Below are 13,203 nucleotides of genomic sequence, written 5' to 3' on the forward strand. Positions count from 1 at the left end.
CCGGCCGCAGTCAACCCGCCACACTCGTCCCAGGAAGGGAACCCGGCAGCCCCATGACCATCGAGATGATCGTCGCCCTCATCGGCGCCTCGGTTGTCGCCTACGCGATCGCCAACAGGTTCCGCCTCATCGCCCCGGTACTTCTCATCGTCGCCGGCGTGGGAGTCGCGCTGCTCCCAGTGGGGGAGGAGATGAACCTGCCCAGCACCGTGGTGCTCACGATCTTCCTGCCGATCCTCCTGTACTGGGAGTCACTGTCCGTCTCCCTCAACCGCATGCGGCGAAGCCTGCGCGGCATCATCCTCAGCGCCACAGTGCTCGTCGCCATCACGGCCGCCCTCATCACCCTCATCGGCGTCCTCACGGGGCTGAGCGTGGGAGCCGCTCTCCTCATCGGTGCCTGCCTCGGCCCCACCGACGCCACCGCCGTCTCCAGCCTGGGACGAGGCATCAACCCCTACAGCCGCACCATTCTTCAGGCCGAGTCGCTACTCAACGACGGCACCGCCCTGGTCATCTTCGCCATCGCCCTCCAAGCCGCTCAGAACTCCTCCGGCGTCACCTTCGGTCTCGTCACACATCAGCTCCTCCTGTCCTTCGGGGGAGGAATCGGGGCAGGAGTCCTCGTCGGTGCGGCAGTCACGAAGATCGGTATCCGGGTCCGCACCATCACCGACGACCCCATGCTGGCGACGATCACCGCCCTGGCCACCCCGTTCCTCACCTTCTTCATCGCCGAGGAGATCGGCGGCTCGGGCGTGCTCGCCGTCGTCACCTGCGGCATCGTCATCTCCCGCTTCGCCGCCCCGCACATGTCCCTGGGCTCCCGAGTCCTCGGCATCCCCTTCTGGACGATCCTCACCCACATCCTCAACACCATCCTCTTCGTCATGGTGGGTGTGGCACTCCCCGGCATCGTCGCCGAGCTCCCTCGCGCCGACCTCGTGCGCGGCCTCATCCTCATCCCCATCATCTACATCGCCATGGTCGCGGGAAGATTCGCAGGCCAGCACCTCATCATCTACTCCATCCGCGCCCTCGACCGCCGCCCCGAGCAGCGCCTGCGCCGCACCAACATCCGTGGCCGCATCGTCTCCACGGTCGCCGGCTTCCGCGGCGCGATCTCACTGGCGATGGCACTGTCCATCCCGACCTCCTTCGACGGCGCCGCCTACACCGAGCGCAACCTCATCATCCTCGTCGTCGCCGGCGTGACCCTCCTGTCCCTCCTCATCCAGGGCCTCGTCCTGCCCTACGTGGTCCGCTGGGCCAACGCCAGGCCCTCGGCCGGTACGCAGACCGCCGAGTCAGTCGAGTCGCAGGAGACCGAGGTCCTCGCCGAGGTCCTCGCCGACACGATCAGTCAGCTCGATGCCATCGCAGAACGCGCGGGTGTCGCCGACGACGCAGCCATCGAGGCGGTGCGCGCCGATTACACACGTCGTCACAGCTCCGTGAGCAACGTCAGCGCAGAGGAGGAGGCGAGCGTCTACGGTGACCAGGAAAGCGCCCTGCGGCTCGCCGTCATCGAGCACCTGCGCGAGCGCGTACACGGCCTGCGCTTCGCCGGCCGCATCGACGACTCCACCGCCTCGCGAGTCAACCGGCGCTTCGACGTCGAGACCCTCCACATCAACGGCCCCCTCGACGTTGAGTAGACCGACTGCCTTGCATTCGGCAAGGCTGCCTCCGGAGGGGATCACGTTCCGATGACGGCGGTATTCCAAGGATCTGGGCAGGCGTAGTCTTGCGTCGCCCCAACTCTCGAACATCCCAGAACGGAGCCCATGCGATGACGCATGATGAGTCCTCCTCCAACCCGCTCGCGCCTGCCGACGACGCCGTCGAGTCCTCGACCAGCGACGACGAGACCCTCTCCGACATTGTGTCCGAGCAGGACGAGCAGGCCCAGAAGTTCGCTGCCGAGTTCCTCAAGATGGCCATCCGACTCCGCGGCGTCCAGATCGACCGGGACGACTACCTGCGTCAGGAACTTCGCAAGCTCGGCACCGACGACGACACTATGGCCCTGGCGCTGGAGACCACCCCGGTCCAGGCCGGCCTCACCCCGGCCCAACTCGATCAGCTCGCCGTCGCCACCATCGCCTTCGAAACCCGTAAGTCCGCCGCGATCTCGTTCGCGGCCGGGCTGCCGGGAGGTTTCGCGATGCTCGCAACCATCCCCGCCGATGTCGCCCAGTACTACGTCCACGCCTTCCGGGTTATGCAGAAGCTCGCCTACCTCTACGGCTGGAAGGACTTCCTGGGCGACCTCAACGAGATCGACGACGAGACACTCGGCAAGATGAGTCTCTTCCTGGGCGTCATGTTGGGGGTCAGTGGGGCGGCATCATCCCTGACGACCTTCGCCAAGCAGATTGCCCGCCCGGCACTCCAGAAGCAGATCGCCAAGCGGACCCTGACCAAGACCGCCTGGTACGGGCCCATGAAGCAGGTGCTCAAGCACGTCGGCATCAGGATCTCCAAGGACTCCTTCGCCAAAGGTGTCACCAGGACGGTGCCCGTGGTTGGCGGCGTCATCTCCGGTGGCATGACGCTTGTGACGCTTAAATCCCAGTCAACCTGCCTACACAAGCACCTTCGTGAGATACCCCCGCCGGGTGTTGACGCCGCTGAGTACCTCGCTGCACTTGACGACCTGGGCGTCCAGGTCGATGATCCCCGTGTGCTTGCCGCTGCACAGGAGAAGGTTAAGGGTGCCACCGGCGAGGTGTCCGCCTGGGTCAAGGGGGCAGGCGGATCGCTGTTGCGCAAGGTCCAAAGACAGTCTTCCGACCAGTGACATCGATCGCCTCCCCGCCGTTCGCTGTGCCGAAGCGGGCCCGATGAGGCCGGGACGGCTAGCCACTCCAGCGGAGGCTGGTCAACCTAGGCTTAAACCGTGCGAGGTCAGCTCGCCGGATGCGCGCATCGGTCATGCACGCCGGCGTTGCCTACGCCACCGACTGCAGCGGCACAATGCTCTCGAGCTGCTCGCGCATTGCCCGGCGCTCAAGCCTGAGCTCGTAGTGACTCTGCAGGTTCATCCAGAGCTCGGCAGACGTACCGAAGTACTTCGCCAGTCGCACAGCGGTGTCCGCGGTGATGCCGCGCTTGCCGTGCACGATCTCGTTGATGCGGCGCGGGGGCACACCGATGGCCGTGGCGAGCTTGTTCTGGGTGATCCCGAACCCTTCGATGAAGTCCTCCATGAGGACCTTTCCCGGGTGAATCGGGTCGATCCGGTCAGGGTCAGTGGTAGCCGACGAGCTCGACATCATCCGCACCTCCTCAGTGTTAGCCCCTCTCAGGAAGTACCCTGGTGAATGCTCCTGAGGTCGTTGAGGTCCAGTAGGTGGCTGCTCGGACCGTGTGAGGGAGTGAGAGAGACTACAGCCTATCGTGTCGGATGGTACCGTACTCTGGTACCACCAGAGAGAAGAGGTGCTCTCATGTCGATCAGTGCAAGCGAGGCGCGCAAGACCTTGTACCCGCTCATCGAGCGGGTCAACGCCGATCATGACGCCGTTGAGATCGTGTCGCGTAAGGGCAGTGCTGTTCTTATGCCCGCTGACGAATACGCCGCTTGGCAGGAGACTGCCTACCTGTTCCGATCACCTGAGAACGCGCGACGCCTTCTTGATGCGTATGACCGGGCTCGTGCGGGCCACACGGAGATGCATGACCTCGACCGGGAGGACTGATGCGTCTCGTATGGGACCCGTCGGCTTGGGAGGACTACACGTACTGGCAGAAGGCGGATCGCCGGATTCTCAAACGGGTCAACACGCTCATCGATGCGGCCCTTCGCGATCCCTTCGGAGGTATCGGCAAACCCGAGCAGCTCAAGTACGGCGCCTCAGGTGCGTGGTCGCGGAGGATCACTGACGAGCATCGCCTCGTGTATCTCATCGCTGGCGATGACCTGGTGATTCTCCAAGTTCGCTACCACTACTGATAGTGAAGGCGGTCGTGTCGTCTCGAGTAACGGCTGTGCTGTCCTCATGCCGGCCGACGAGTACGCGAGCTGGCAGGAGATCGCCCACCTCTTCCGGTCACCCAAGAACGCCCGGCGTCTGCTCGACGCATACGACCAGGCTCTCACGGACTCTCGCGCTCGAACCTGACCGCATTGCAGGGGCGCTGGAGAGCGTCGGTGTCCAAATCGGATACAAAGGAGCCCCGATGTCGCCGGCCCAGGAAACGAAACGTTGGAATCATGCGGTTTCTTCTCGCAGGTTCTGTCCCGTTCTAGGCCTTTGTGTCCGATTTGGACATCGCCGGGCGTTCTGCGCCTGAGGAAGGTCGGGCTGCGCTGCTGAGGCGGTCAGCGTCGCCGCGCGGAACAGCACTGAGGGGTGGGACGCGCCGGCGTCCCACCCCTCAGTCAGTGCTCAGAGCCGGAGCCGGCTCATTGCGTGTTCAGTTCTTCGAACGGCGAGCCCGCAGCAGCAGGTACCCGCCGACAACCGCGACACCCGCAAGGCCCAGGACCAGCAGCGCGTTGGTCCCTGTGCGAGACAGCCTGCTGCCGGCCTTCGCCGCCTGCGTCGGCGCGGCGCTCGGCGCGCTGGCACCACTGGTCGGCTGCGCCATGGCGCCGTCAGACGGCCGATCAATCTCATCGGGCTCCATACCCGCCTTCGACGGCACCGCCGCGCTCCGGCTCGGTGCCGGGCTCGCGCTCGACGACGCCTTCCCCGACGGCGCCGCGGTCGCCTTGGGGTTCATCACCGACGGCGCCCGACCCGTCGCACCCGGCTTGGGGGCCGAGCTCGGCTGCGCTCCCGGCTTCTCCGACGGCGCAGCGCTGGGCTGCGTGCTCGGCACCTGCGTGGGCTCAGCAGAAGGCGCCACCGTCGGGGCCTGCGTCGGTTCGGCGGCCGGAGCAGAGGACGTCTCCGGTGCGGGCACAGCGGTCGGCCCGTCGGTCTGCTCAGGCGCGGAGCTCGGCGCCGGGGCCGGCGTGGGCTCCGTGCTCGGAGCGGTCGTGGGCTCCGGCGCCGGGGCGCTGCTCGGCTCAGGTGCAGCACTCGGCTCAGGCGCGGAGGACGGTGCGGGGGCCTGCGTGGGCTCAGCGCTCGGCGCCGCCGACGGGGCCGACTTCTCCGTCGGTGCCGCCGAGGGTGCCGCCGTCGGCGACGGTGCCGGGCTCGGCTCCACCGGCTTCTGGCCGCACTGCTCGCCGAGCCAGTTCATCGTGAAGTTGCGGTACCAGATGCCGCCGTAGTCGGCGCCGTTATGGGCGTCCTCGCTGAGCAGCCCGATGCTGCCGTCGGACTGCACGGCGATCGTCGTGTAGCCGACGAAGGGCTCGTGGAACACCTTGCTGGTCGTCCAGGAGGCGCCGTCGTCGCAGGACATCGAGATGGTGCCGCGGTCGCGCGACCACGGCTTCGGGTTCGGCGAGTGGCTCAGCAGCAGCACCTTGGCGCGCGGGTCGTCCGGGGCGGCGTTCGGGAAGGCGCGGATGATCTGGGCGTTGTCCACCGAGTCGGGCAGGTTCTGGTCGGACACCGGCTCGCTCCAGGTCTGTCCGCCGTCGGTGGAGTGGGCCACCTTGCGGAAGCCGGAGCCGTCCGAGGCGCGCGAGTTGAGCATGAGGGACCCGTCGGAGAGCTCAACGACCTTGTTCTCATCCATGCCGGTCCCGATCGGCGTGCCGGCCTGCCACGTCTTCCCGTGGTCGTCGGAGTAGACCGAGACGGCCTGCACCGCGCCGCCGGCGGTCCTGATCGTGTACTGCTGCACCAGGCGCCCGGCGTGAGGGCCATGCTGAATCTGGATGCCCTGGCCCGAGGCCGCGAAGCGCGCGGTCCACGGCTTGTCCTTCGTGATGTCCGCGGTGATGGTGCGGTGCGTCCAGGTCCAGCCGTTGTCCGTGGAGGTCGACACCTCCGCCTGGATGACGCCCCGGTTCTCCGGGTCGGTGCCGGCCTGCGAGCCGCCCCAGCCCTGGTCGTAGGACTTGACGTGGAAGTTGAAGATCGTGCCCGTCTGGTGGTCGACGACGTAGCTCGGGTCGGAGTAGCCGACCTTCTTGCCGGTCTCCGTGCCCTGGTGGATGTAGGTGGGCGCCGACCAGGTCTTGCCGCCGTCGGTGGAGCGGCGCTGGACGATGTGGTTCGGGTTGGGGGCGTCGCTGCCGCCGTTGCCGTTGTCCTTCGGGCGCTCGTCGTAGGAGATGAGCAGGTCCCCGTTGGGGGCGGTGGTGATCGCCGGGATGCGGTAGTTGTCGGTGGCCGTGTTGGGGGCCACGTGCTGGGCCTGGCTCATCGAGGCCGGCAGCTCCGTGCTCGCGTCGGGCGCCGGCGCGGGCGTGGCCTGCGGGTGGTCGCCGACGACGTTGATCGGGTTGCCGGTGGCGGTGAGCGTCTGGAGGGCGGCGCCGTCAATGCCGGTGGCCGTCAGGGTGATCGACGGCGTCCAGCGGCCGGCGTCGACGTCGGCCTGCGTGATCGTGTGGGTGAGCGGCTTGCAGTTGTAGACGGCGCCCTTGCCCGGCTTGAGGCCGCCCCAGTGGCACTGGCGGCCCAGGTCGTCGAAGGAGGACTCGGTGGCGGCGACGTTGATCGTCTTGTCCGACACCGAGCGCACGCGCACCGTGTAGGTGACGGTGTCGCCCAGCTTGTAGTACTCCTTACTCGACGACGGCGTGATCGACTCGACCCGCAGCGAGTTGGCCTTGACCGGGCTCGTCGCGCCGCTGATGGTCTCCGGGGTGCTCAGGGCCTTCCCGGCGTACTCCACGGCCTTGACCTCGTAGGCGATCTGCGGGGTGAAGCCGCCGGCCTTGAGGTCCTCGGCGGTCACCGTGTGCGTGGCCAGGCCGGTGCAGTCGGTCTTGGTCGTCCCGGCCGGGACGTTGCGCCACCGGCACTTGGAGACGTTCCCGGACAGGTTCGTCGAGGCCGGGGCGTAGGAGTGGGCCTCGCCGCTGGTGTTGGTGAGGGTGATGTTGAAGGTCATGACATCGCCGACGGAGTAGAGGCCGTCCGCGGGCGCGTTCACCTGCGTGATGGTGACGTCGGCCAGGCCGTCAGACGTGGGGACGGCGTGCGCCGGGGGTGCGGCGGCGATCAGGCCGGTGGCGGCCAGCGGCAGGGAGCCCAGGAGGGCCGGCAGGTGCCTCCGGGAAAAAGGACTGTGCGATGTCATAGGTGTTCCGTTCTAGGGTGCCGAGGCGGCCTTGCCTTCAACAGGAGATGTAGACGGCGGATGTCAGACGTCTCACGATAAGGTAACGGAACATCTCGATTCTGCAAAGTCGGGCGAGTCGCCTTGGCCGACCGCTCGGTCCCTGATGGCCCGACCGCTCGGTCCCCAACGTCGCGACCGCTCGGTCCCTGACGGCGCGGTGCGCGACGCACACTTCGACAGAATCTTCAGAATCGACCCGGAGCCGCGTCGTTTCTGAAGTTTTTGTCGATGTCTATGCGCCGGCCAGGAAGTCGCGCAGGATCGCGTCCATCTGCTCGGCCTCGATGAGGAAGCCGTCGTGCCCGTGCAGGGAGCTGATCGTCTCGCGCCTCGCGTCGGGGATGCCGCCGGCCAGCTCCTCGGCCTGGGCGGGCAGGAAGAGCCGGTCGGAGTCCACGTCCACCACGAGCGTGCGCGCCTGCACCCGCGCCAGCGCCGCCTCGATGCCGCCGCGCCCCGTGCCGACGTCGTGCACCATCATCGAGTGGGTGACGATGAGGTAGGTGTTGGCGTCGAAGCGCGCCAGCAGCTTGCCGGCGTGGTAGTCCAGGTAGGACTCGACCTGGTAGCGCCCGCCGACCGCCGGGTCCTCCTCGCCCTGGTGACGCCGTCCGAAGCGCTCGTCCAGCTCGGCGGCACTGCGGTAGGTCGTGTGCGCCAGCGCCCGCGCCAGCCCCAGCCCCCGCACCGGACCCACCGAGTGGGAGTAGTAGTCGCCGTCGAAGAAGAAGGGGTCGGCCACGATCGCCAGCTCCTGCAGGTGGCACCAGGCCAGCTGGTCGGCGGTCGTCGAGGCGCCGGTGGCCACCAGCGCCAGGTTGCGCACCCGCTGCGGGTGGGTCACCCCCCACTCGATCGCCCGGTGCCCGCCCAGCGAGGCCCCGATGACCAGGTGGAAGACCTCGATCCCCAGGGCGTCGGCCAGGCGCGCCTCGGCCTCGACGGCGTCGCGCGTGGTCAGCCACGGGAAGCGCGACCCCCAGGGGCGCCCGTCCGGGGCGGTCGACGACGGACCCGTCGAGCCCTGGCAGCCGCCCAGGATGTTGGCGGCCACCACGAAGTAGCGCTCGGTGTCGATGGCCCGCCCGGGCCCCACCAGGTCCGCCCACCAGCCCGGCGTCGGGTGCCCGGGCCCCGCCTCACCGGTGACGTGGGAGTCGCCGGTCAGCGCATGCAGCACGAGCACCGCGTTGTCGCGCTGGGGGCTCAGCTCCCCCCAGGTCTCGAAGGCCAGGACCGTGTTGGGCAGAACCTCCCCGGACTCCAGGGGCAGGTCCCCGATCTCCAGGAACCGGCGGTGCCCCGGCTCGTCGCCGGGCCGCCAGGCGCCCGTGGGGGAGCCGGCCTTGCGGTCCACCAGCTTGGAGGAGGCCGTCCCCACGCCGTAGGCGGCCGGTTCGGTCTCGGCGCTGCCGCTGGAGACGGGGTAGGAGGAGGACGTGGTCGCACTCATAGCACGCCGCCTCAGGCCCCGGCCGCCGCGCTCGGCTCGCCCGCCCCGACGGCCCGGGCCGCCGCCAGGCCGCGCTCGAGGTCGGCCAGGATGTCGTCGATGTGCTCGATCCCCACACTCAGGCGCACGGTCCCGGCGCTGATCCCGGCCGCGGCCAGGCCGGCGTCGTCGAGCTGGGAGTGCGTGGTGGTGGCCGGGTGGATCGCCAGCGAGCGCACGTCCCCGATGTTGGCCAGGTTGGAGAACAGGCTCAGGGCGTCGATGAAGGCCGCCCCCGCCTCGCGCCCACCGGCCAGGTCGAAGGTGAGGATCGAGCCCGCCCCGCGCGGACAGTACTTGCGGTGACGCTCGTAGTAGGGGCTGGAGGCCAGCCCCGAGTAGCGCACCGAGGCGACGTCGTCGCGCCCCTCCAGCCAGGTGGCCACTGCCAGGGCGTTGTCCACGTGCCGCTCCATGCGCAGCGAGAGCGTCTCGATGCCCTGGGCGATGAGGAAGGCCGAGTGCGGCGCCAGCGCGAAACCGAGGTCGCGCTGGCCCTCGGCGCGCGCCTTGAGGATGAAGGCCAGGTTCGCGCCCAGCGGGCTGCCCACCCCCAGGTCCCGGGCGTAGACCAGGCCGTGGTAGGACTCGTCGGGCGTGTTGAAGCCCGGGAAGCGCTCGGGCTGGGCCGCGAAATCGAAGCTGCCGGAGTCCACGATCACGCCCGCCACGGAGGAGCCGTGCCCGCCCAGGAACTTCGTCGCCGAGGCCACCACGATGTCCGCGCCCCACTCGAAGGGGCGGGTCAGGAAGGGCGAGGCCACCGTGTTGTCCACGACCAGCGGGATGCCCAGCTCGTGCGCGGCCGCCGAGATCGCCTCGATGTCCAGGATGTCGCCGCGCGGGTTGGGGATCGACTCCCCGAAGAAGGCGATGGTCCGCTCGTCGGCCAGCGCCGCCCAGGCGGCCGGGTCGCCCGGATTCGCTACGAAACGCGTCTCAATGCCCAGGCGCGGCAGGGTGTGGGTGAGCAGGTTCGTGGTGCCGCCGTACAGGGAGGGCGAGGCCACGATGTTGTCCCCGGCCCCGCCCAGCGTCACGAGGGCCAGGGTCGTGGCTGCCTGGCCCGACGACGTCAGCAGTGCCCCGACGCCGCCCTCCAGGGCCGCGATCCGCTGCTCGACGATGTCATTGGTGGGGTTGGTCAGGCGCGTGTAGATCGGGCCCAGGTCGGTCAGGGCGAAGCGGGCGGCCGCCTGCTCGGCCGACTCGAAGACGTAGGAGGAGGTCTGGTAGATCGGGATGGCCCGGGCGTGGGCGGGCTCGGCCAGGGGGTCGTGCCCGGCCTGGACCTGCTTGGTCTCGAAGCGCCAGCCCGCCGGGCTGGTGGGGGAGGGGGTCGGCTCCGCGCTCTGGGGGGCGACCTGGGCGGGGGTGGGGTGCTGGTCGGTCATGAGGACTCCTTGGTGATTCCCGGTGACCGGCGGCGATGTCAGCGTCACGAACGGTGCCTGCCTCGCGCCGGCGAGTGCGGCGCGCTGGTGGGCGGCTGCCTGGGGCCCGCTGGGCTCGGCGTCGGAGCCGGCCAGTAGGAGGGGCGAGGAGTCGTGGCACTGAGTCGTCCGCCGTCACCGTTGCTGCAACTTCTGTGAGGGTGCGGGTGAGGGCGGGGACGCGCACGTGGGCCGACGGCGGCGTGCGCGTCAGCTGCGCATTCGCCCCGTGGTGGGGGTGTCCGGCCGAAGGGCCTCAGGACGACGGAACATGCTCCGACTTTAGCGGTTTCCTCCGCATGTGGTCCAAACGGGCGTCCGCCATGCGGCCGCGGTGAGAGCTCGGTGCGGGTGCGGCGTCGGTGCGGTGCCCCCCGCGGCGCCCCCTTGCTGTGGGGCTGGGGTGGCGCGGTTGAGCGTCTTCCCTTAGTGACGGGTCCGGCCGTTTAAACCCGCAGTGACCTGCACAAACGGTCATTTGTGCCGGATGCCATATCGGTCACAGACATATGACGACGGCTGGGAGCCCCGCCAATGCAGGCACAACCCGCTAACTACAGGGGCGTAAGTTACGATTGTGAATAGTGTGAAATCTGTTTTCAGATGGGACCAAAGCGACTAGTGTGGCTTTGTCGCATCCGGGCTGACGCTGCCTGCCGTCTTCGTCCCCTGATCCGCTCCGCGCCCCCTGATTCCGCGGAACGGATCCCGACGGCGGGCCGACGTCGGTCCCCGGGTGAGGCGTCATCCTCACGTTCAGCCCCATCACGACGGAGAACCCCTGTGAGCCCGATCCCCTCAAGACGGCACGGACACGGTGTCGTCGCCACCGCAGTCGTGGCCTTGGCATGCACCCTGGCGCCGTCGGTGCTCGCCGACCCCGTGGACCAGAGCGACATCGATCGCTCCAAGGCCTCCGAGCGCTCGACCTCCACCTCCATCGCCTCCCTGGAGGCGCGGCTCGCCCAGGAGAGCAGCAACCTGGAGGAAGCCCAGATCAAGGCTCAGTCCGCCAACGAGGACTACCTGGCCGCCGTCGACGAGCTCAACAAGGCCACCAAGGACGCCCAGACCGCCCAGGCCAACGCGGACTCCGCCGCCTCCAGCACTACGTCGGCCCGCTCCGACCTCGGCTCGATCGTCGTGCAGACCTACCAGGAGAGCGGCAACCCGCTCGACCCGCTCACCCCGTACCTGACCAGCGAGTCGCTGGCGGACCTGGCCGACGCCGACGTCGCCCTGACCCGGGCCGGGGAGAAGAACAACGCCAAGGTCCAGAACGTCGAGGCACTCGAGGCGGTGGCCACGAGTATGCAGACCATCGCCGACCAGAAGGTCAAGGCCAAGGAGGCCGCCAAGACCTCCGCCGAGACCGCCAAGACCGACGCCGAGGCCGCCGCCAACGAGGCCCAGAGCGCCGTCACCACCACCCGCACCAACCGCCAGAGCCTCATCACTCAGCTGGCCGCGCAGCGCAACACCACCGTCGAGCTCGAGACGAAGTACCAGAACCAGGTCGAGTCCGAGCGCAAGGCCCGTGAGGAGGCCGCCGCCCAGGCCGCAGCCAAGGCGGCCTCAGAGAAGGCCGCCGCCGACCTCGCCCAGAAGCAGGCCGAGCAGGCCGCCGCCCAGCCTCAGGAGTCGGCCCCCGCTCCCCAGGAGCAGGCGAGCCGGCCCAGCCCGGGCCAGCAGTCCTCGGCCCAGGAACCCGCCACCACCTCCCAGCCGGAGCCCGAGGCAGCCGAAGAGGAGACCGCACCTGCACCTGCACCCGCACCGGCCCCGGAGCCTGCGCCCGCGCCGGCGCACTCCGGGAGCGCCGCCTCCACTGCCATCAACGCGGCCATGGGCTACCTCGGCACCCCCTACGTGTGGGCCGGGGAGTCGGCCGCGGGCCTGGACTGCTCCGGGCTGACGATGGTCTCCTACGCGGCCGCCGGCGTGGAGCTCACGCACTCCTCACGCGTGCAGTACGGGGAGGGCTCCCTGGTTCCGCTCGACGCCGCTCAGCCCGGGGACCTGGTCTTCTGGTCCTCCGACGGCAGCCAGTCCGGCATCTACCACGTCGCCATCTACCTGGGCGACGACATGATGATCGAGGCGCCGACCTTCGGCATGACCGTGCGCGTCACCCCCATGCGCTACTCCGGCATCATGCCCTACGCGGTGCGCCTCTAAGGCTGGGCGGGCGGTACGCCGGCGTCATGCCCTACCCGGTGCGCCTCTGAGGTGGGGCGGGCGGTACACGCGCTCTCGGCTACCATCCGCGCCGCTCGTTCCTCGCGGCGCTCCCGCCAGACCCGCCACGCCTTCGAGCACGTATTCCGCCCGCCCCGAATGTCGGGGCGGGCGGTTCGTCAGTCGCGATCTGTGGGGTCGGTGCGGAGCATATGTGCCGCCCCGCCCCGTGCGGTTGGTGCGTGTCAGTGGCCCTCGCGGGCGACGCGGTCAGCCTCGCGCCGGAAGGACTGGCGGATCTCCTCCTCGGCCTCCTCGCGGCCCACCCAGTGGGCGCCCTCGACGGACTTGCCGGGCTCGAGGTCCTTGTAGACCTCGAAGAAGTGCTGGATCTCCAGGCGGTGGAACTCCGAGACGTCCTCGATGTCGGTACGCCAGGAGGCGCGCTGGTCGGCGCTGGGCACGCACAGGACCTTGTCATCGCCGCCCTTCTCATCGCGCATACGGAACATGCCCAGAGCGCGGCAGCGGATGACGCAGCCGGGGAAGGTCGGCTCCTCCAGCAGGACCAGCGCGTCCAGAGGGTCGCCGTCCTCACCGAGGGTCCCGTCGATGTAGCCGTAGTCGTCGGGGTAGCGCGTCGAGGTGAAGAGCATGCGGTCCAGGCGGATTCGACCGGTCTCGTGATCGATCTCGTACTTGTTGCGGTTGCCCTTGGGGATCTCAATCGTGACGTCGAACTCCACGGGGAGCCTCCTTCGCTCGTGTCTGCAGCTCGTTGGGCGCTGGAGCGGCGCCTGGTGGTCGGCGTCGATCCGGCGGGGCGGGTATTGATGGCACTAGTGTGGCGCACGACAGCGCCTGAGGTCGGTAAACGCGTACTCTGCACGTCGGTGCACG

10 protein-coding genes and 1 pseudogene are annotated in these 13,203 nt (G+C 68.9%); 6 read left to right on the top strand and 5 right to left on the bottom strand.

Annotated elements, in window-relative coordinates; translation table 11 throughout:
- Positions 1–53 precede the first annotated feature (53 nt).
- Together FK267_RS11635 and FK267_RS11640 are read left to right on the top strand one after the other, a co-directional pair.
- Entirely contained in the window at positions 54–1,658 is a 1,605-nt protein-coding gene (locus FK267_RS11635) for a Na+/H+ antiporter (protein ID WP_141407289.1), read from the top strand.
- Positions 1,659–1,792: 134 nt separating this feature from the next.
- Complete coding sequence (locus FK267_RS11640; protein ID WP_141407290.1) at positions 1,793–2,803, top strand: hypothetical protein; 1,011 nt, start codon at positions 1,793–1,795, stop codon at positions 2,801–2,803.
- Between the two features lie 151 nt (positions 2,804–2,954).
- On the opposite strand, the gene FK267_RS11645 is transcribed toward FK267_RS11640, so the two are convergent.
- Positions 2,955–3,278 carry a HigA family addiction module antitoxin gene (locus FK267_RS11645; protein WP_141407322.1) on the bottom strand — a complete coding sequence of 108 codons (324 nt, stop codon included), beginning with the start codon at positions 3,276–3,278 and terminating at the stop codon, positions 2,955–2,957.
- A 174-nt stretch (positions 3,279–3,452) separates the two neighbouring features.
- Between FK267_RS11645 and FK267_RS11650 the strand changes: the two genes are divergently transcribed.
- The 3 genes and pseudogenes from FK267_RS11650 to FK267_RS13795 form a co-directional block, all read left to right on the top strand.
- A complete protein-coding gene (locus tag FK267_RS11650; RefSeq protein ID WP_075410880.1) occupies positions 3,453–3,704 on the top strand; it encodes a type II toxin-antitoxin system Phd/YefM family antitoxin in 252 nt (83 codons plus the stop codon).
- Complete coding sequence (locus tag FK267_RS11655; RefSeq protein WP_141407291.1) at positions 3,704–3,958, top strand: Txe/YoeB family addiction module toxin; 255 nt, start codon at positions 3,704–3,706, stop codon at positions 3,956–3,958. Before FK267_RS11650 ends, FK267_RS11655 begins: the two co-directional genes overlap by 1 nt.
- 43 nt (positions 3,959–4,001) lie before the next feature.
- Positions 4,002–4,127: pseudogene (locus tag FK267_RS13795) on the top strand (type II toxin-antitoxin system Phd/YefM family antitoxin); the annotation flags it as partial.
- A 295-nt stretch (positions 4,128–4,422) separates the two neighbouring features.
- Here the strand turns inward: FK267_RS13795 and FK267_RS11665 are convergent.
- The 3 genes from FK267_RS11665 to FK267_RS11675 form a co-directional block, all read right to left on the bottom strand.
- Positions 4,423–7,158, bottom strand: coding sequence for a sialidase family protein (locus FK267_RS11665; RefSeq protein WP_141407293.1), 2,736 nt, complete (start codon positions 7,156–7,158; stop codon positions 4,423–4,425).
- 274 nt (positions 7,159–7,432) lie between these two features.
- Complete coding sequence (gene metX / locus FK267_RS11670) at positions 7,433–8,653, bottom strand: homoserine O-acetyltransferase MetX (protein ID WP_141407294.1); 1,221 nt, start codon at positions 8,651–8,653, stop codon at positions 7,433–7,435.
- Between the two features lie 11 nt (positions 8,654–8,664).
- A complete protein-coding gene (locus FK267_RS11675) occupies positions 8,665–10,086 on the bottom strand; it encodes an O-acetylhomoserine aminocarboxypropyltransferase/cysteine synthase family protein (RefSeq protein ID WP_141407295.1) in 1,422 nt (473 codons plus the stop codon).
- Positions 10,087–10,908: 822 nt separating this feature from the next.
- Between FK267_RS11675 and FK267_RS11680 the strand changes: the two genes are divergently transcribed.
- On the top strand, positions 10,909–12,303 hold the full coding sequence (locus tag FK267_RS11680) for a C40 family peptidase (protein ID WP_141407296.1): 1,395 nt from the start codon (positions 10,909–10,911) through the stop codon (positions 12,301–12,303).
- 245 nt (positions 12,304–12,548) lie between these two features.
- Here the strand turns inward: FK267_RS11680 and FK267_RS11685 are convergent, their stop codons facing one another.
- Positions 12,549–13,049: an inorganic diphosphatase gene (locus tag FK267_RS11685; RefSeq protein WP_003789087.1), complete on the bottom strand. Its 501-nt coding sequence runs from the start codon at positions 13,047–13,049 to the stop codon at positions 12,549–12,551.
- Positions 13,050–13,203 lie beyond the last annotated feature (154 nt).

It is taken from the genome of Actinomyces oris, from assembly GCF_006546825.1.
Classification (GTDB): Bacteria; Actinomycetota; Actinomycetes; order Actinomycetales; family Actinomycetaceae; genus Actinomyces; species Actinomyces oris.